General features: G+C 71.0%; 15 protein-coding genes and 1 tRNA gene. 9 read left to right on the top strand and 7 right to left on the bottom strand.

The features are described 5' to 3' along the window. The first annotated feature begins 8 nt into the window (after positions 1–8). From ACJ9NR_RS18115 to ACJ9NR_RS18140, 6 genes are all read left to right on the top strand, one after another. On the top strand, positions 9–323 hold the full coding sequence (locus ACJ9NR_RS18115) for a hypothetical protein (RefSeq protein ID WP_412488612.1): 315 nt from the start codon (positions 9–11) through the stop codon (positions 321–323). A 304-nt stretch (positions 324–627) separates the two neighbouring features. Further along, positions 628–2,529: an FtsK/SpoIIIE domain-containing protein gene (locus ACJ9NR_RS18120; protein ID WP_412488613.1), complete on the top strand. Its 1,902-nt coding sequence runs from the start codon at positions 628–630 to the stop codon at positions 2,527–2,529. A gap of 103 nt (positions 2,530–2,632) precedes the next feature. After that, on the top strand, positions 2,633–3,487 hold the full coding sequence (locus ACJ9NR_RS18125; RefSeq protein WP_412488614.1) for a bifunctional DNA primase/polymerase: 855 nt from the start codon (positions 2,633–2,635) through the stop codon (positions 3,485–3,487). Positions 3,488–3,489: 2 nt separating this feature from the next. Further along, positions 3,490–4,962: an AICE element replication initiation protein gene (locus ACJ9NR_RS18130; protein WP_412488615.1), complete on the top strand. Its 1,473-nt coding sequence runs from the start codon at positions 3,490–3,492 to the stop codon at positions 4,960–4,962. Positions 4,963–5,481: 519 nt separating this feature from the next. Next, positions 5,482–5,682, top strand: coding sequence for a helix-turn-helix domain-containing protein (locus tag ACJ9NR_RS18135; RefSeq protein ID WP_133045813.1), 201 nt, complete (start codon positions 5,482–5,484; stop codon positions 5,680–5,682). Next, positions 5,682–6,830: a site-specific integrase gene (locus tag ACJ9NR_RS18140; protein ID WP_412488616.1), complete on the top strand. Its 1,149-nt coding sequence runs from the start codon at positions 5,682–5,684 to the stop codon at positions 6,828–6,830. Before ACJ9NR_RS18135 ends, ACJ9NR_RS18140 begins: the two co-directional genes overlap by 1 nt. Before the next feature lie 923 nt (positions 6,831–7,753). Here ACJ9NR_RS18140 and ACJ9NR_RS18145 read toward each other — a convergent pair. Then, positions 7,754–7,827 (bottom strand) — tRNA-Thr (locus ACJ9NR_RS18145). A gap of 217 nt (positions 7,828–8,044) precedes the next feature. Between ACJ9NR_RS18145 and ACJ9NR_RS18150 the strand changes: the two genes are divergently transcribed. The 3 genes from ACJ9NR_RS18150 (at position 8,045) to ACJ9NR_RS18160 (ending at position 10,734) form a co-directional block, all read left to right on the top strand. After that, complete coding sequence (locus ACJ9NR_RS18150; protein WP_412488617.1) at positions 8,045–9,181, top strand: ABC transporter ATP-binding protein; 1,137 nt, start codon at positions 8,045–8,047, stop codon at positions 9,179–9,181. A gap of 243 nt (positions 9,182–9,424) precedes the next feature. Continuing rightward, positions 9,425–9,880, top strand: coding sequence for a hypothetical protein (locus ACJ9NR_RS18155; protein WP_412488618.1), 456 nt, complete (start codon positions 9,425–9,427; stop codon positions 9,878–9,880). A 122-nt stretch (positions 9,881–10,002) separates the two neighbouring features. Next, complete coding sequence (locus ACJ9NR_RS18160; protein ID WP_412488619.1) at positions 10,003–10,734, top strand: nucleotidyltransferase family protein; 732 nt, start codon at positions 10,003–10,005, stop codon at positions 10,732–10,734. Between the two features lie 184 nt (positions 10,735–10,918). Here the strand turns inward: ACJ9NR_RS18160 and ACJ9NR_RS18165 are convergent, their stop codons facing one another. From ACJ9NR_RS18165 to ACJ9NR_RS18190, 6 genes are all read right to left on the bottom strand, one after another. Then, positions 10,919–12,559, bottom strand: coding sequence for a DoxX family membrane protein (locus tag ACJ9NR_RS18165; protein WP_412488620.1), 1,641 nt, complete (start codon positions 12,557–12,559; stop codon positions 10,919–10,921). A gap of 120 nt (positions 12,560–12,679) precedes the next feature. Next, positions 12,680–13,621 (bottom strand): 23S rRNA (guanosine(2251)-2'-O)-methyltransferase RlmB, encoded by a 942-nt coding sequence (rlmB, locus tag ACJ9NR_RS18170; RefSeq protein ID WP_412488621.1) that lies wholly within the window; start codon positions 13,619–13,621, stop codon positions 12,680–12,682. A 247-nt stretch (positions 13,622–13,868) separates the two neighbouring features. Continuing rightward, on the bottom strand, positions 13,869–15,275 hold the full coding sequence (gene cysS / locus ACJ9NR_RS18175; protein WP_412488622.1) for a cysteine--tRNA ligase: 1,407 nt from the start codon (positions 15,273–15,275) through the stop codon (positions 13,869–13,871). 202 nt (positions 15,276–15,477) lie between these two features. Beyond that, positions 15,478–16,002, bottom strand: a complete 525-nt coding sequence (gene ispF / locus ACJ9NR_RS18180; protein ID WP_412488623.1) for a 2-C-methyl-D-erythritol 2,4-cyclodiphosphate synthase — start codon at positions 16,000–16,002, stop codon at positions 15,478–15,480. Beyond that, positions 15,992–16,744 (bottom strand): 2-C-methyl-D-erythritol 4-phosphate cytidylyltransferase, encoded by a 753-nt coding sequence (gene ispD, locus ACJ9NR_RS18185; RefSeq protein ID WP_412488624.1) that lies wholly within the window; start codon positions 16,742–16,744, stop codon positions 15,992–15,994. The genes ispF and ispD overlap by 11 nt, the downstream gene beginning before the upstream one ends. Positions 16,745–17,058: 314 nt before the next feature. Further along, the gene (locus ACJ9NR_RS18190; RefSeq protein WP_003953493.1) at positions 17,059–17,541 is read right to left on the bottom strand and encodes a CarD family transcriptional regulator; all 483 of its coding nucleotides are present in this window, start codon (positions 17,539–17,541) and stop codon (positions 17,059–17,061) included. Positions 17,542–17,940: the final 399 nt, after the last annotated feature.

Consider the following 17,940-nt stretch of genomic DNA (forward strand, 5'->3'; position numbering starts at 1 on the left):
GAGCCCTGATGGACCACCGTGACCCGCCGGGGATCATCGCCCCGCACATTCCCGCCGACGCCTACCGGCGTGCGGAAGCCACCGGACATCCCGTCGTCATCGTCGTCCACACGACCGACCCGGCCGGACGCCCGATGCGTCACTACCTGGTTCCGCTCGTCATCGCGGGCGCCGCCGCCATGGGCTGCTGGGGATTGGTCGCCGCCCTGTGCGCCTTGCTCGACGCTGCCGCGCACACCTTCACCGTCATCACGCAGACCGCCGGACCGATCGGGGCCGGTGGCATCACCTTCAAATTCGCCCGGGGCGGGCGGAAGTCGTAGACGGCCCGTGAGGCGCCCGAGCCCCCTCGCGTGAGGGGGCAAGACCCCCGGGCCGTGAACGGCCGCCCACGCCCCCACGAAGACGCTGCGTGACCGCATTTTCCGAGCCTCTACGCGCGCGTGCGCGTAGAGGCCCTCTCCCCGGAACGGCGCAACTCCGCAACTCCGCAGGTCAGGGGCGGTTGCGGAGGTTCAACCGGCGTTGCCGACGCAACCGGCAGCGCCAACCATCCCAAATCGGGCGGGCCGGTGACGCCACGCAACGGCGCACCGGCCCTCATCCACGGTCTTGGAGGACCCTTTCGTGGACTGGAAACAAGCATGGTCGACCACCGCCGCTACGACCAACAGCGCGTTGGATGCGCTCGCGCCGATGTGCGCGCCGTTCGCGGCACGGTGGGACCGCGAGGCGGAGCGACGCGCGCAGCTCCGCACCTCGGAGAATCTGAAGGCGCTCATGGCGGCGCAGCGCGAGCACAACTCTGCGCGCTCCACACACGCGATGGCGCGCAATCAGCGCAGCGCGGCGCGCAAGGCGTCGAACAACCCGCTGTCTGCGACCCGTCGGGCCGCGCGCACCGCTCACAAGGCCGCCCGGCAGCATCACAGCCAGGCACGGTCGGTGTTGAAGGAGGCGCGGAAGAACTACCCGGCCACCCTCGCGGCCCGCGCGGTGCAGACGCACGCGGCGCACGCGGTCCCGGGCGGGCTGGCAACGTGGCTGATGACGGAGGCCACGCACGCGCTCACGCTGTGGCCGGCGTCCATCTCCGCCGGACTCATCGGCCTGAATGTCGCCGGGTTGTGGCTGGGGCGTCGTCAGCCGTCGGTGCACCTCGATGACGGGATGACCGCTGAGGAGCGGCGCCTGGCCGCGCGGTTGGATCCGTCGTTCTGGGTGACCAATGCCGACGCGCGCGGTCTGTCGGGCACCGTGCCCGCCCCGGCCAAGCTCACCCCGGCCGGTCTCGTCTCCCACGTCCGGCTGGACGGCCGGTGGACGCCGAAGACGTTCCGAGTGAAGGCGGATGAGATCCGGGCCCTGCTCGGGGCGCGCACCGACCTGCGCATGGAGATCGCCTCCGGCAGTCACGGCGACCGCGCCACGATCACGCTGCGGACCCGCAGCGCGGCCGACGGCATCGACCTGACCGGCTGGACTCCCGGCGCCCCGTGGGGCGTCGACACCGTCACCGGCGAGCCGGTCATGGTGCCGCTCGGGCGCCGGATGCTGGTCGCGGGCACCTCCGGGTCGGGCAAGTCCTGGTCCACCCGCGCGCTGCTGGCGGAGGGCTCCGAGGCGGAGGATCACCGCCTGGTCGTCATCGATCCCAAGCGGGTGGAGGCCATGAACTGGCAGCACCGCGCCCGCACCGCCATCACCCCGAACGAGGTGCTGGAGGTCACCGACGACCTGGTTGCCGAGATGCACGAGCGCCTGGCGCTCATCCCGCGCGGCCAGGACGTCATCTCCATCAGCCCCGAACGGCCCCGCATCACGGTCTTCGTGGACGAAGGCGCGGAGGTCATCTCCATGGCCGCAACCCCCCGGGCCCGTGCCACGAAGGACGACCCGGGTGACCCGGACTGGGGCCGGATCATGGAGAACCTGCGAACCCTGGCCCGCATGGCGCGCGCGGCCGAGATCATCCTGATCTGGGCCACGCAGAAGCCGACCATGGACCGCAACGGTGGCATTGACCCGCAGGTCAGCGCGCAGATCACCTACCGGGCCGCGCTCGCCCTGAGCACGTCCGGGGAGTCCCGGGTGGTATTCGGTGAGGACGCCACCGAGAAGGGCTGGCACGCGCACGAACTGCCCATGCCCGGCGTGGCGATGCTGCGCTCGGGGCCGAAGGCCAAGCCGAACCCGATCAGCACCCGCGCGTTCTCCCCGGCCGACGTCATCGCCCTGCCCGACCGGCCCGTCTGGCACCGCGGTTCGTCCAAGCCGACCGGAAGCACGCTCCGGCTGGTCAAGGAGCAGGCCACCGCCCCGGACGTGAGCACGACGCCGGTGCCGGAGACGAACCGGGACCGGGTGCTGCGGGCCGTGCACGACGGGGCCCGCACCCTGCGGGACGTCACCGACCGGACCGGCATCAACAAGGGCACCGTCTCCCGCGAAATCAAGGCGCTCACCACTACGGGAGACCTCCGCAAGAGCGACGACGGAATGCTCCTGCCCGGCAAGGAAGCGGCCTGAGCACCCGCGCTTGACCACTCGCCGCACGACAGCGGCGGCCCCCTCACGCCAATGACCGGGGCCGCCGCCAATCCAGCACACTCACGAACTGGAGACCTCCAGCATGACCCAACCGACCGACATCCGGGCAGAGCACCTGCAAGCCGCTCTCGCCCTGGCCGCCTCCGGCGTGCCGGTGCTGCCGTTACGGGCCGGGAAGGTGCCGTTCGGCAACTGCCGCCGCTGCGCCGACAACGCCTGTGGCGGCCGACCCAACATGAAGATTCCGGGGCCGTGCGCCTGCCCCGGGCCCTGCCACGCGTGGGCCGCCGCGACCACCGACCCGCACCTCATCACCTCCGCCCCCTGGCGCCGCGCCTGGCGGCACGCCGAAGCCGTCGCCTACCACCCGGGCGGCGCGGGACTGACGGTCGTGGACCTCGACCACGCCGACGCCATCGCGTGGGCCCGCGCCAACCTGCCCGCCACACAGACCGTGCCCACCACCCGGGGCGAACACTGGCTCTACCAGGGCGTCATGCCCTCCGCCAACGCCGTCCGCCCCGGCGTCGACATCAAATCCACCATGGCCTACGCCCGCTGGCTTGGGCCCGGCACCGGCACCCTCACCGCCCTCCCGAACGTCGTGCGCGCGCTGACCGTGAAGGCGCCCGCCGCCGTCCGACCGGTGGCCACCGCCGTGCCCACGCCGGTCGGGGGCGGGGCGTGCCCGCACCGCACGCCCGCCTACCTGGCCCGTGGCATCGCCATGGCGGAGCAGCGCATCGCCGAGGCCCGCAGCGCGGTGCACGCCACCGTCTACCGCACGTTCCTCGCGGTGCTGTCCACGCACGGCCGGTGCGGCTGCCTCACCGAGGCGTACATCGCGCGGCTGTTCGCCGCCGCGCAGGCCAAGGGCGAGACGGCCCGGCACTGCACCGACGCGTGGACCAACGCCCGTACGAAGTTGGGACTGTGACCATGTCCGAGGACGACAAGACCCCGGCCCGCGAGGTCATCGCCGCCTACGCCCAAGAACACTTCCGCTACTTCCGCACCGCCGACGGCACTGTCTACGCACAGAAGAACGGCCACCCCGTGGCCCGCCCGATCCGTTCCCAGGGCACCACCGGCAGCCACCGCCAGGAACTCATGGTCGGCCTGTTCAGGGACGGACGCGGCGTCTTCAACGGCACCGCCCTCAAGGAGGCGTTGGACCTGATCGAAGCACTCGCCCTGTCCGAGGACGTACAGCCCGTGCACATCCGCGTGGCCCCGGGATTCGACGGGGCGACTTGGCTGGACCTGGGCCGCAGCGACGGGCAGTCCGTCCGCATCCACCCCACCGGCTGGGATATCGCCGTCCCGGACCCGCGTGAGGTGTGCTGGCGGCGCACCCAGCTCACCGGGGAACTGCCCCTGCCCGCCAAGGACACCGACGGCAAGGGCATCGACCTGTTGCTCCGGCTGTGCAACTTCGCTACCGCCGAGACCGAATGCCTGGCCATCGCGTGGCTGATCGGATGCCTCGGGCCATCCGTTCCGGTGCCCGCCCCGTTCCTGACCGGGCCGCAGGGTGCGGGCAAGTCCACCGGCGGGCGGATGCTCGTGCGGATCATCGAGGGCATGGGCGGGGACCTGCGCCGGGCTCCCAGGGACGAGGAGAACCTGATCGCGGCCGTGGCGGCGGGCTGGGTCACCGCGCTGGACAACCTCTCCCACCTCACCCCGGAACTGTCCGACGCCGTGTGCTGCGTCGTCACCGGAGCCGAGAGCGTCAAGCGCGCCCTGTTCACCGACGGGGACGTCTTCCGCGTCGGCTACCGCCGCCCGCTGCTGCTGACCGGCATCGACGTGGGCGTCATTCGCGGTGACCTCGCGGAACGGCTTCTGCCGCTGCGGCTGGAGCGGCCCAAGGTCCGGCGTACCGAGGCCGAACTGTGGGCGGAGTACGCGGAGGCGCTGCCCGTCGTCCTCGGGTCCCTGCTCGACCTCACCGTCAAGGTCCGCGCCGTTGAGGCGGAGACCCCCACCGACCTGCGCATGGCGGACTTCGCCCACCTGTGCGCGCAGCTCGATGCAGCGACCGGTCTCGGGGCGCTCGCCGCGTACCGGGCCAGCCTGGACGACCTCAACGACGACGTAATCGAGGGTGACCTCCTGGCGCAGACCGTCCTCAGGCATGCCGAGACCATCGAGCCGGGCGGGGCGCAGCGGATGACGTCCACCGAGTGGCTGCACCTCCTCAGCGGCCTCTACAGCAACGACGATCCGCGTCCCCTGCCCAAGGGCTGGCCGACCACCGGAAAGGTGCTCTCCGACCGGCTCAAGCGCCTCCAGCCGACCCTGGCCGCACGCGGCGTGCTCGTCGACTCGGGCCGCACCAGGACGGGCCGCTACCTCGAAATGACCCGCCCGGCCGCACCACCGCCACACGAGCAGCAGGCGTTCTGACCCGCGCCCGGACAAGCAAGAAGAGCACCAGGCGGCGCGTGCTCCTCTTGCTGTTCGGCGCCGCGCGCCGCCCAAAGGGCGCGCCGCGCAGCGGCCCGTCACTGCTCTTCCGGCGGCACCGCCGCCGCCCCAAGGTCGCGCCGCGAAGCGGCTCCTTCTTCACGCTTTGAGGCGCCACCGCTACTACAACAGACACCCCCTCTTTTGTCTTAAGAGGAAGACGCTGCGTCACGTGCGTCACGCACGCCGAAAAACGGCACCTGACCTGCGGCAACAGGCGTGACGCAGACGGCATCCTCTGCGTCATCCTGCGTCACCTGCGTCACGCGATGACGCAGCCCGTGACGCGCCGATGACGCAGCCTCTCGACAGCGCGTCACACAAAGCCGCAGGTCAGAAGCTCAAGTGACGCTGGTGACGCCGTGACGCAGAAATCCGTACCTCGGACACACGCGGGCTCGTGACGAGCCCCTGAACGAGTCCCCTTCGTAGGCCCCGCCCTCTCTCGGAGGTCTCACCGTGCTGACCGTCGTCCCGAGCGACCCGCAAGCACTCACCGTCCCAGAGGTCATGACCGCTCTGCGGCTCAGCCGCAGCAAGGTCTACGACCTCATTCGCTCCAAGCAGCTCCCGAGCTACACGTCCGGCCGTGCACGCCGCATCCCGGTCGACGCCGTACGCCACTACATGCACAACCGACTTGAGGAGAACGCAGCCTGATGGCTCAGCGAAAGAGGAACCCCAACGGCGCCGGCAGCATCTGGCAGCGGAAGGACGGACGCTTCGAGGCCCGCGTCTACGTCCCTCAGCCGGACGGCACGCGCAAGCGCAAGACGGTGTACGGCAACACGTGGGAGGAGTGCGACGAGAAGCGTCAGGAACTCGTGCGCCGCGACCGTCAGGGCATCCCGACGCCGTCCCGGTCCGCGAAGCTCTCCGAGTGGCTGCCGTACTGGCTGGACGAGCACATCAAGCCCAACCGGAAGCGCACGACGTACATCAAGTACGAGATGCACGTGCGGCTCTACCTGGTGCCGCTCCTCGGCAGTCGACGGCTGGAGTCGCTGACAACGGCGAACGTCCGGCGGATGCTCTCGGAGGTCACCAAACAGTCGTCTGCGGCGACCGCGAAGGAAGCGCACCGCGTGCTACGGACCGCCATGGCCGCCGCGTGCCGTGAGGAACTGATCAGCCGCAACGTGGTCCAGTTGGTTCCCGCTCCCCGAGTGGAGCCGCGCGAGCTGCGCCCGTGGTCGCTGGACGAGACGCTGACGTTCCTGGAAGCAGCACGGACCGACCCGCTTTACGCGGCGTTCGTTCTCGCCGTCGCGCTCGGTCTGAGGCGTGGCGAGATCCTGGGATTGCAGTGGAAGGACGTGGACCTTGACCGGCGCACGCTGACCGTCCGGACCACGCTGCACCGTGGTGGCAAGCTGCTGTACCTCGACACGACGAAGAACCGGCGGGCGCGCGTGATCCCGATTCCGCTGATGTGTGTGGCGCCGCTCCGGTGGCAGCGTCTGCGGCAGGCGGAGCAGCGCGCCACTGCCGGGAAGGACTGGCAGCGAAGCGACCTCGTGTTCACCACGCGGAGCGGTCGGCCCATCGAGCCTCGGAACCTCTACCGCTCGTTCCTCCGGATCTCGTCTTCCGCAGGGCTGCCGCAGGTCCGCTTGCACGACACCCGCCACGGATGCGCCTCGCTCCTGTTCGCGGCCGGCGTGGCACCCCGGACCGTGATGGAGATCCTTGGACACTCACAGATCGCGGTGACGATGAACGTCTACACGCACGTGAGCGACGGCGACCGACGGGAGGCCATGGGCCACATGGACCGCCTGCTCAGGCGCCGCAGCCACGCTCGGTGACAACCGCGCTCGTTCCTGCGCGGCTCCCCGCCTGCCGTATCAAGTCGACGCATTTCGGCAGGCAGGGGAGCGCGCGGCGGGGACTCGGTCAAGCGGGCCATTCCCAGGACCGGCGACAGCGACCTGCGAGGCCTGTTATTCGCACATGGATGAGCGCCGGTGACGCATCAGGACAGAGCCGCGAGGAGCAGTAGGATAGAGCCATAGGCCTACTAGCCTGATGGAAGGTCAGTTGGCCCCCGCAACGGTCAGGCTGCTCAGTCCCAGTTCTCGGAGCGAGCGGCCCATCCGGGGAAGCGGTCCGCCGTATTCGCCTGGTCCGACACGGAGCGCACCAGACGACGCGAGGCCTTGCCTGGTGCCCCCGCTGGAGCGCTGCGACCGCGCGCCGACCAGTCCGGGGAGCGTGACAGCCGTACGCGCCTGAGCGGACGTCTGGGAGACAGCATGCCGAAGTACCTAGCTGCTTTCCTCAGGGAGCGATGGGACGAAGAGGAACTGGACTGCGCGCTCTTCCACGAACTGGACTGCCCCGCCGCCCAGGAGGGTACTTGCGCCAGCCCCTGCGCCTGCCATTGCCCCTTCCCTACCCAGATACGGACTCGTATCGCCACCCACCGCAGAATCCTGGAGCGCTGCGAGCAGCGCATCGAAGAGGAACGGAGAGCGGGGGTGTGTTGGCCACTGGATTCCGCCCTCGCCTTCGGGACGATGAAGGCCCTCGCTCTACGGTTCGAATTGCACCCCGCCTGGCGGGACGCCTGGTATCCCTGACCGGCATGGTGAAGGAGGCTCTGGAGAGCTCCACACCCACCAATACCGGAGCACCGCCAGCCCGAGCCTCCGAGGGGACTGCCGTCAAAAACTGCCGTCAACGCCCCCGCGATCATGAATCGTGGGGGCGTTGTCCCTGGCAGGGAAGGAGCCCCCTGTCGGATTCGAACCGACGACCTTCGCTTTACAAGAGCGGCGCTCTGACCAGCTGAGCTAAGGAGGCGCGCACGTCCGCTTCGGGTGCGTGCCCGTGCAGTGTACCCAGGTCCCCGTGGCCCCCTGTCGAAAATTTCCGCGAAGTTCACTGCCCCGCAGGTACTGACAGATCAGCCGTACGCCAGGTAGCGTCCTGAGCCAGTTCACCCTCGTGGACTACACCACCACCTTCCTACAACGGATCGTCCGGCACGTTCCTGCCGGTAGAAGGGGGCCCATTCACCATGGCCACTGTCTCGTTCGACAAAGCGACCCGGATCTACCCGGGTTCCGAGAAGCCCGCCGTTGACGGCCTGGACATCGAGATCGAGGACGGCGAGTTCCTCGTCCTGGTCGGCCCGTCCGGCTGCGGCAAGTCCACCTCGCTCCGCATGCTGGCGGGGCTCGAGGACGTGAACGCCGGCGCCATCCGCATCGGTGAGCGCGACGTCACCCACCTGCCGCCGAAGGACCGGGACATCGCCATGGTGTTCCAGAACTACGCGCTGTACCCGCACATGACCGTCGCCGACAACATGGGCTTCGCGCTCAAGATCGCCGGCGTCAACAAGGCGGAGATCCGCAAGAAGGTCGAGGAGGCGGCGAAGATCCTCGACCTCACCGAGTACCTGGACCGCAAGCCGAAGGCGCTCTCCGGTGGTCAGCGTCAGCGTGTCGCCATGGGCCGCGCCATCGTGCGTGAGCCGCAGGTCTTCCTCATGGACGAGCCGCTGTCCAACCTCGACGCCAAGCTCCGCGTCTCCACCCGCACGCAGATCGCCTCGCTGCAGCGCCGCCTCGGCATCACCACCGTCTACGTCACCCACGACCAGGTCGAGGCCATGACGATGGGCGACCGCGTGGCGGTGCTCAAGGACGGGCTGCTGCAGCAGGTCGACTCGCCGCGCCACATGTACGACCGCCCGGCCAACCTCTTCGTCGCCGGCTTCATCGGCTCCCCCGCCATGAACCTGGTCGAGGTGCCGATCACCGACGGCGGCGTGAAGTTCGGCAACAGCGTCCTCCCGGTCAACCGCGAGGCCCTGAAGGCCGCCGGCGACAAGGGCGACCGCACGGTCACCGTCGGCGTCCGCCCCGAGCACTTCGACATCGTCGAGCAGAACGGCGGCGCCGCGGCCTCCCTGTCCAAGGACGCCGACGACGCCCCGGCCGGTCTCGCGGTCTCCGTCAACGTCGTCGAGGAGCTCGGCGCCGACGGCTACGTCTACGGCACCGCCGAGGTCGGCGGCGAGACCAAGGACCTCGTCGTCCGCGTCGAGGGCCGCCGGGTGCCGGAGAAGGGCTCCACGCTGCACGTCGTGCCGCGTCCGGGCGAGGCCCACGTGTTCTCGACCTCCACGGGCGAGCGCCTCTCCGACTGAGGCGGCGAGGCGGCGGGCCCGGACGGCAACCGCCCAAGCGCCCATCCGGGAAAATTCACCCAAGTTGACGAAGAGGGCCCCGCAGACGCCTGCGGGGCCCTCTTTCTTGTCGACAAATACCCCGGCACACCGGTCATTTCGAGCAGCGTGCGTCAACCCCGTACCCCGCACGAGGCCATTGCCCATCCCCCGAAGTGGTGACCAAATGTCGCCAAATCATCACCGGGCGCTACTCTCACTCGCGTGAAGCACTCCACTAACCGACAGACGCGATGCGGCCGGGGCCCCGCCCGCCGTATCGGCCGTACGCTCGCCCTCGTCCTGCCCGTCGTCCTGGTGCTTTCCGGGACCCTCGCGGTCACCCGAGTCAACTGGACGGGATCCCGGTCCGACTCGGTCCTCACCGCCTCCGACGCGTCCGACATCGGCAAGGACGCCAAGGCGGCCCACCGCGCCCCCCAGGACGTGCTGCGCGACAAGCTCCTGGCCGAGCTCCAGCAGGACGATCCGGGCGTGGTGCTCACGCACCTGCAGCAGGCCGTGGCGGAGCGCCCGTCGCTCGCCAAGCACTGCGCGTCCATCGCCCGCGCCGTGGGCCGCGCCGCGGTCCGCGTCTACGGCCCCACCCGCGCCCAGTCCTACGCCCGCCCCGTCTGCGACACCTCGTTCGCCTCCGGCGTCGCCGCCGCGCACGTCTGATCCCGGCCCTCCTCCCCGCGGTGGGCCGGGAGGAGGGCAACGGCTGATCGAGGAGGGTAACGGCTGATTAAGGAAGGGCTTCCTGGTCCGGACCCGGGCGGGACGCGCCGTACAGTTCGGTCATGACCGATCCGAACGCCGCCTCCCGCCCCGTTCAAGCCGTCGTCCTGGCCGGCGGCCAGGGATCCCGGCTGCGCCCCTACACCGACGACCGGCCCAAGCCGATGGTCGAGATACCCGGCACCGGGACTCCGATCATCGGCCATCAGCTTGCCTGGCTGGCCGAAGAGGGCGTGACCGACGTGGTGATCAGCTGCGGCCATCTCGCCGAGGTCCTGCAGGACTGGCTCGCCTCGGCCGACCTGCCGGTGAGGGTGACGACGGTCGTGGAGACCGAGCCGCTCGGCCGCGGTGGCGGGCTGAAGTACGCCGCCGCCCGGCTCCCGCACCCCGACCTGCCCTGGTACGCCACCAACGGCGACATCTGGACCCGCTTCTCGCTGCGCGACATGGCGGACTTCCACACCGAGCGCGACGCGACCGCGACGCTCGCCCTGGCCCGCCCGCGCCTGCCCTGGGGCGCGGTGAAGACGGACGGCTTCGGGCACATCACGGACTTCATCGAGGCGCCGCCCTCGACGTTCGAGATCAACGCCGGCGTGTACGTCTTCTCCCCCGGGTTCGCCGCACTGCTCCCGGAGCGGGGCGACCACGAGCGGACGACCTTCCCGCATCTGGCGCGTGAGCGCCGGCTGGCCGGGTTCCCGATCCCGCAGGGCGCCTACTGGCGTGCCATCGACACGGCGAAGGATCTGACCGAGGCCGCGAAGGAGCTGGCCGCTCAGGGGCGGTGACGTCGCGCCTTGGGCGATTCGGTCGTCCTTCGGCCGCGGGTCGGTGGGGGCTGGTCGCGCAGTTCCCCGCACCCCTTGTGGGGCGCAGGTCGAAAGGGGCCCCGCACACCGCGTGCGGGGCCCCTTCGTATGGACCCGGTGAGTCAGCCGGTGGGGGTGCCCAGGATTCCGCCCACCGGCCCGGCTACCCCAACAGGCCGCCCACCAGGCCCGGCTCGCCGGAGGATGAGCCCCCCGAGCCGGTGCCGCCGGTCGAGCCGGTGCCGCCCGCGCTGCCGCCGGAGGTGGGTCCGGAGCTGGTGCTGGGGGCGCCCCCGGTCGGCGACGACCGCTGCGGCGGTGCCTGGCCCGCCGTGCTCTGGGCCTGGCTGGGCGCGCCGCCCGTCGCGGTGGCGCCCGGCGTGGTCGCCGCGTGCGAGGGGGTGGATCCGGCGGTCGTGCCCTGGCTGGGCGCGCTGGAGGCCGACGGCGACCGGCTGTGCCGCGCGCCCGGCGTGTGCGGGAGCGGGGAGCCGGGCAGCTCGTTGCGCGGGGCCTCGCCCGGGCCCGGGACGGTCACCCGGTCGGCGTCGCGCACCGCGCCGCCGAGCAGCGACCCGACGAGCAGCGTGACGCCGGTGACGACCGCCGTGACGAGGGCACCGCGGCGCAGGACGTAGCGGCGCAGCTCCCAGATGTCGGAGGCGGGGCCCAGGCGCCGCCAGGCGCTGCCCGCGAGCCGGCCGTCGACGGAGTAGACGGGGGCGCCGGCGATGATCAGCGGGGACCAGGCGGCGAGATAGATGATGTCGGGGGCGTCGTAAGCGGGGACCGTCTTCCAGCTGACCGTGACGATCAGCGCGGCGGAGAGCAGGCCGCCGAAGACGGCGGCCACGCGCTGCCAGCAGCCCAGGACCGTCAGGACGCCCACGACGACCTGCGCGAAGGCGATGACCAGGCCCGAGCCGACCGGGTGGTGCAGGGCGAACTGGCGCAGCGGCTCGGCGACCTCCCAGGGGTGCAGCGTGTTGAGCCACTTGACCATGGAGCCGCGCTTGCCGCCGTCGAAGTAGACGGGGTCGCACAGCTTGCCCATGCCGGCGTAGACGGAGATGAAGCCGAGGAAGATGCGCAGCGGGAGCAGGACGACGCCGAGGTTCATCCGGCGGCCCGGGTAGTAGGCGTGCCGGGCCGGGTCGTCGCCGTGCCGCCTGGCCGGCCGGTCGGCGCCGTCGGCCTCGCCGGACTCGTCGAAGTCCTCGGACTCCTCGGCGCCGTAGGGCGGTTCCTCGTCGTAGGCACTGCCGACGGTGCGCATCGCGGGCAGGAGGCGGGTGCCGCCGGGGTCGTCGTGATGCCTGCGCTGGGCGCCGACGAGCGGGGTCTCGACGGTGGCGTCGAGCTCGTCGTAGACCTCGTCGTAGCCGCCGGCGTCGACGCGCGGGATGACCTGGGTGGCTCCGGCGTCGGCGGACGGCTCCTCGCCGTGCCGGACGCTGCCGCCGCGTACGGCCTGCAGCAGGCGGTGCGCCCCGGTGTCGTCGGGGGCGGACCGGCCGCTCCACACGACGGGCCGGCGCCGGGCGCCCGCGGCGGCCCCCGCTCTGCCCGCCGCGGTGCCGGCGAGCGGCTGGCGGGCGCCCTCCTGGGTGGCGCTCAAGTGACGGGCGATCCGCGGCGACTGGGCTCGCGTCGAGGCGCCCAGCATCACGCGGAAGCTCGCATGGTTGACGATCACCTGCGCCGGATCGCTCGGCACCTTCACCATGCTCAGCGCGGGAGCGTCATCGATTCCCGACGGGCCGTCCCCCGTGGGTGTGCGGGGTGTTCTGGTGTCCACACTCATCTAACCGAGTGACGGTCGTTTAGGACACTGCCGTGACCCGTGCCGGATGTGTCCGGACCGCGTCAACCTTGTCCCGAGACGCCCAGATCGACCCGCACGGGTGACGGCGCGGACACGTGTTCAGCCGCGGCGCCGGGCCGCCTCGTACAGAACGACGCCCGCGGCGACGCCCGCGTTCAGCGACTCCGCGCCGCCCGGCATCGGGATCCGCACCCGGAAGTCGCAGGTCTCGCCGACGAGCCGGGACAGGCCCTTGCCCTCGCTGCCGACGACGATGACGACCGGGCCCTCCAGGGCCTGCAGCTCGCCGATCTCGGCCTCCCCGTCGGCGGCGAGACCGACGACCGCGATGCCCTGCTTCCTGTACGCCTCCAGCGCGCGCGTCAGGTTGGTGGCGCGGGCGACGGGCGTACGGGCGGCCGTGCCGGCGGAGGTCTTCCAGGCCCCGGCGGTCATCCCGGCCGCGCGCCGCTCGGGCACGACCACACCGTGACCGCCGAAGGCGGAGACGGAGCGGACGACGGCGCCGAGGTTGCGCGGGTCGGTCACGCCGTCGAGGGCGACGATCAGCGGGTCCTCGCCCGCGTCGTACGCCGCGTTCGCCAGGTCCTCGGGGTGGGCGTACTCGTACGGCGGGACCTGGAGGACCAGCCCCTGGTGGTTGAGCCCGTTCGTCATGCGGTCGAGCTCGGGGCGGGGGGCCTCCATGAGGTTGATGCCGCCGCGGTCGGCCGCGAGCTGGAGCGCCTCGCGCACCCGCTCGTCGTTGTCGATGAACTGCTGCACGTAGAGGGTGGTGGCCGGTACGCCCTCGCGCAGCGCCTCGACCACCGGGTTGCGGCCCACGACCAGTTCGGACGACGACCTGCCGCCGCGGCCGCGCGGTGCGGGACGGCGCGCGGTCTGCTTCGCTTTGGCGCCCGCGATGCGGTTCTTCTTGTGGCCCTTGCGCATCTCGGCGGGCGGGGTCGGGCCCTTGCCCTCCAGGCCCTTGCGCCGCTGGCCGCCACTGCCGACCTGCGCGCCCTTCTTGCCGGACATGCGGCGGTTGTTGGTGGCCATGACCTACCCGTCTGTCGTGAGTGTGTGTGCGTACGTCTGTGAAGTGTGCCGCCCGGGGGGCCGGGCGGCACAATCGATCTTCTGTTCCGGTCTTCCGGACCCGGTCTTCCGGACCCGTCTTCCGGACCCGGTCTTCCGGACCCGGTCTTCCGGACCCGGTCTTCCGGACCCGGTCTTCCGGACCCGGTCTTCCGGGCTCGGTCTTCCGGGCTCGGTTCCGTTCCGGTCTTCCGTTCAGCGGCCGGGCTCAGCGCGGGCCGAGGCTCCAGCGCGGGCCCTGCGGGCTGTCCTCGATGGCGAGACCGGACTGGCCCAGCTGGTCGCGGATGGCGTCCGCGGTCGCCCAGTCCTTGCGGGCGCGGGCCGCCTCACGCTGGTCCAGGACCAGGCGTACGAGGCTGTCGACGACGCCGTGCAGATCCTCGCCGCGGCCGGTCTCCCCCGCCCAGTGCGGGTCGAGGGGGTCCAGGCCGAGGACGCCGAGCATGGCGCGCACCTCGGCGAGGCGGGCCACGGCGGCTTCCTTGTCGTCGGCGGCCAGCGCGCTGTTGCCCTGCCGGACGGTGTTGTGCACGATCGCCAGCGCCTGGGGCACGCCCAGGTCGTCGTCCATCGCCTCGGCGAAGGCGGGCGGCACCTCGGGGGACGGCTCGACGACGCCGGCCTTCCCCGTCAGCTCGCCCACCCGCTGCACGAAGCCCTCGATGCGCGCGAACGCCGACTCGGCCTCGCGCAGCGACTCCTCGCTGTACTCGATCATCGAGCGGTAGTGCGGGGTGCCGAGGTAGTAGCGCAGCACGATCGGGCGCCACCGCTTGACCATCTCGCTCACGAGGACGCTGTTGCCCAGCGACTTGGACATCTTGTCGCCGGCCATGGTGACCCAGGCGTTGTGCACCCAGTACCGGGCGAAGTCGTCGCCGTAGGCCTTGGCCTGGGCGATCTCGTTCTCGTGGTGCGGGAAGATCAGGTCCAGGCCGCCGCCGTGGATGTCGAAGGCGGTGCCGAGGTACTTGTGCGCCATCGCCGAGCACTCCAGGTGCCAGCCGGGACGGCCGCGGCCCCACGGGGTCGCCCAGGTCGGCTCGCCGGGCTTGGCGGCCTTCCACATGGCGAAGTCGCGCGGGTCGCGCTTGCCGGTCTCGCCGGTGCCGGCGGGCTGCTGGAGGTTGTCGAGCTCCTGCCGGGACAGCTCCAGGTAGCCGGGGAAGGAGCGCACGTCGAAGTAGACGTTGCCGTCCGCCTCGTAGGCGTGTCCGCGCTCGATCAGGCCCTGCATCATCTCGACCATCTCGGTCACGTGACCGGTGGCCCGCGGCTCGTACGTCGGCGGGAGGCAGCCGAGCGCGGTGTAACCCTCGTCGAAGGCGCGCTCGTTGCCGTACCCGATCGACCACCACGGGCGGTTCTGCTCGGCCGCCTTGGCGATGATCTTGTCGTCGATGTCGGTGACGTTCCGGATGAACGTCACCTCGTGGCCGCGGTACTCGAACCAGCGGCGCATGATGTCGAAGTTGAGCCCGGAGCGGATGTGCCCGATGTGCGGGGCCGCCTGCACGGTGGCGCCACACAGGTAGATCGAGACACAACCCGGCTTGATCGGGGTGAAGTCACGGATCTGCCGGGCGCTGGTGTCGTACAGGCGAATAGTCACGACTCCAGGGTAGTGGGCGCGGGGTAGTGCCTCGCGCCCCTCACGTCAAGCCGGACGCTTTCGTGACGTCCCCCGCGGCCCCGCCGGGCCCGTCCGGGACGGGTCCGGACGCTCCTGACGGCCCTCCTGCGGGTGATGCGCACGAGAACCCGTTCGGCGTCCTGCCCGGAGCGCGGGCCCCGGGCGGCACCCCCGCGCCCGATCAGCCCGCGCGCACCACGAGTGCCGTCGCGATCGCCATCAGCCCCTCGCCGCGGCCCGGGAACCCCAGGCCGTCGGTCGTGGCGCCGGAGACGGAGACCGGCGCGCCCGCCGCCTCCGACAGCAGCTGCTGCGCCTCGTCGCGGCGCTTGCCGATCTTCGGACGGGGTCCTACGACCTGTACGGCGACGTTGCCGATCCGGAAGCCGGCCGCGCGGACGACACGGGCCGCCTCCGTGAGCAGTGTGACGCCGGAGGCGCCGGACCACTCGGGGCGCCCGGTGCCGAAGTGCTGTCCCAGGTCGCCGAGGCCGGCGGCCGAGAACAGCGCGTTGCACGCGGCGTGCGCGACGACGTCCGCGTCGGAGTGGCCGGCCAGCCCCGGCCCCTCGCCCTCCCACTTCAGGCCCGCGCACCACAGGGCGCGGCCCTCCTCGAAGGCGTGGATGTCGGTGCCGATGCCGACCTGGGGCAGGGGGACCGGCTCGCCCGGCGGCAGCCGCGGACCAGGTGCCTCAGAAGCCATCGTTCAGCCTCCTGCGGGCCAGGACCGCCTCGGCCAGGACCAGGTCCAGCGGGCGCGTGACCTTGAAGGCCTCCTCGTGGCCGGGCACCAGCAGGACCGTCTCGCCGAGTCTTTCGACCATGCTCGCGTCGTCGGTGACGTCCTCGGTGACCTCTTCGTGGGCGCGCACCAGCGTGGCCCGGTGGAAGCCCTGGGGTGTCTGCACCGCGCGCAGGCGGGAGCGCACCGGGGTGGCCACCACCGGCTCCGGTTCGCCCGGCGTCGCCGCCGGCTCGACCTCCTTCACGGTGTCGGCGAGCGGCAGCGCGGGCACGACGGCCGGCGCGCCCCCGCGCACGGCCTCGATCACCCCGTCCACCGTGTCCACCGGCACCAGGGGCCGCGCGGCGTCGTGCACCAGCACGATGCCGTAGTCGGGCGGCAGCGCGTCGAGGCCGAGCCGCACGGACTCCTGGCGGCTCTCGCCGCCGGGGACGACGAGGAAGTCGGTCCGCTCGGGCAGGGCGTGCGCGTCGAGGAGCGACTTGACCTCGGCGGCTCCGTCGGGCGGCGCCACGACGACGACCAGGGAGACCGCGCGGGAGGCGGCCATCGCGCGCACCGCGTGGATGAGCATGGGGGTGCCGCCCAGCGCGCGGAGCGCTTTGGGGGCGCCCGGACCGAGGCGTACACCCCGTCCGGCGGCCGGAATCACCGCGGCCGTACGGGGTTCCGCGGGTGAAGGACGCGAATCGTCAGACATCGGTTCCTGTCAGGTTTGTGTGCCGTCCAGGCGTGGGTATGGCCTGGGAAGTGCCGGGCGCGACGCCTTGACCGGACCCTTCCGTGACCCTGGTCGAGCCTGCAGCCCGGGCCCGGCACGCCAGCAAGGGCTCCCCGCCCTGTTCGAACGTAGCTGTGGTCGAACGTAGCTGCAGGCAAGGCGTCAGAGTGCGGACATGCCGCAGGGCCCGGCGACAGAAAATACGTCATCGGGCACTGCGGCATTTCGATGTACGTCGATGTACTGAGTGTCGATGTACTGAGTGCTGAAGCGGGCTTGCGCCTGCGTCAGGTTCAGGACGCGAGAACCTCGTCGAGCAGGGCCTCGGCCTTGTCCTCGTTCGTGTTCTCCGCGAGGGCGAGCTCGCTCACCAGGATCTGGCGGGCCTTGGCGAGCATGCGCTTCTCACCGGCGGACAGTCCACGCTCGCGCTCACGACGCCACAGGTCACGCACCACTTCCGCGACCTTGATGACATCGCCCGAGGCGAGCTTCTCCAGGTTTGCCTTGTATCGACGCGACCAGTTCGTGGGCTCCTCGGCGTACGGCGCGCGCAGCACCTCGAAGACCCGGTCCAGCCCGTCCTGACCGACCACATCACGTACGCCGACGAACTCCGCATTGTCCGCTGGCACACGCACCGTCAGGTCACCCTGGGCGACCTTCAGCACCAAGTAGGTCTTGTCCACGCCTTTGATCTGGCGAGTTTCGATGGCCTCGATCAGCGCGGCCCCGTGATGGGGATAGACCACGGTGTCGCCAACCTTGAACGTCATGTGACAGGTACCCCTTCCGTGGCTATCCAGGGTAACACGGAAACCGCGGGTTCTGAATGGCGTTTTCGCAGGTCAGGGCATATCTCGGGGCTTGACAACAGCAACAGGAACGTGCTTCGCGATGCCGGCGGAAGAAGGTATTCGCAGGTCGGAGCGGCTCTCCGGGGGAGGGGAAACACGTACGTCACACACGTCCGGGAGCCCTCCGAAGAGGATGAACATCCACATATGTCCGGTTCCAGATGTGCGACTTCCGCTACTCCGTTCGGTGCCGGGAGTCGCTTCCGCGCCGATTCCGGAATTGATCACGGGGCCTTGTCCACGTCGCCCGTTGTTCCCGGTTCCCGGTTCCCCGTTCCCCCGGCGTGATCAATTCCGGGGACACCCGCCTATTCCTTC

The organism is Streptomyces sediminimaris, assembly GCF_047049295.1.
Lineage (GTDB): Bacteria > Actinomycetota > Actinomycetes > Streptomycetales > Streptomycetaceae > Streptomyces > Streptomyces sediminimaris.

Bases quoted from the DNA above. Each gene is read 5' to 3' on its own strand.
- ACJ9NR_RS18150 (WP_412488617.1), top strand. From the start codon at position 8,045: ATGGCCACTGTCTCGTTCGACAAAGCGACCCGGATCTACCCGGGTTCC.
- rlmB (WP_412488621.1), bottom strand. From the start codon at position 13,621: ATGGCCACCAACAACCGCCGCATGTCCGGCAAGAAGGGCGCGCAGGTC.
- ACJ9NR_RS18160 (WP_412488619.1), top strand. From the start codon at position 10,003: ATGACCGATCCGAACGCCGCCTCCCGCCCCGTTCAAGCCGTCGTCCTG.
- ACJ9NR_RS18165 (WP_412488620.1), bottom strand. From the start codon at position 12,559: ATGAGTGTGGACACCAGAACACCCCGCACACCCACGGGGGACGGCCCG.
- ACJ9NR_RS18140 (WP_412488616.1), top strand. From the start codon at position 5,682: ATGGCTCAGCGAAAGAGGAACCCCAACGGCGCCGGCAGCATCTGGCAG.
- ACJ9NR_RS18190 (WP_003953493.1), bottom strand. From the start codon at position 17,541: ATGACGTTCAAGGTTGGCGACACCGTGGTCTATCCCCATCACGGGGCC.
- ispF (WP_412488623.1), bottom strand. From the start codon at position 16,002: ATGGCTTCTGAGGCACCTGGTCCGCGGCTGCCGCCGGGCGAGCCGGTC.
- ispD (WP_412488624.1), bottom strand. From the start codon at position 16,744: ATGTCTGACGATTCGCGTCCTTCACCCGCGGAACCCCGTACGGCCGCG.
- ACJ9NR_RS18125 (WP_412488614.1), top strand. From the start codon at position 2,633: ATGACCCAACCGACCGACATCCGGGCAGAGCACCTGCAAGCCGCTCTC.
- ACJ9NR_RS18115 (WP_412488612.1), top strand. From the start codon at position 9: ATGGACCACCGTGACCCGCCGGGGATCATCGCCCCGCACATTCCCGCC.
- ACJ9NR_RS18130 (WP_412488615.1), top strand. From the start codon at position 3,490: ATGTCCGAGGACGACAAGACCCCGGCCCGCGAGGTCATCGCCGCCTAC.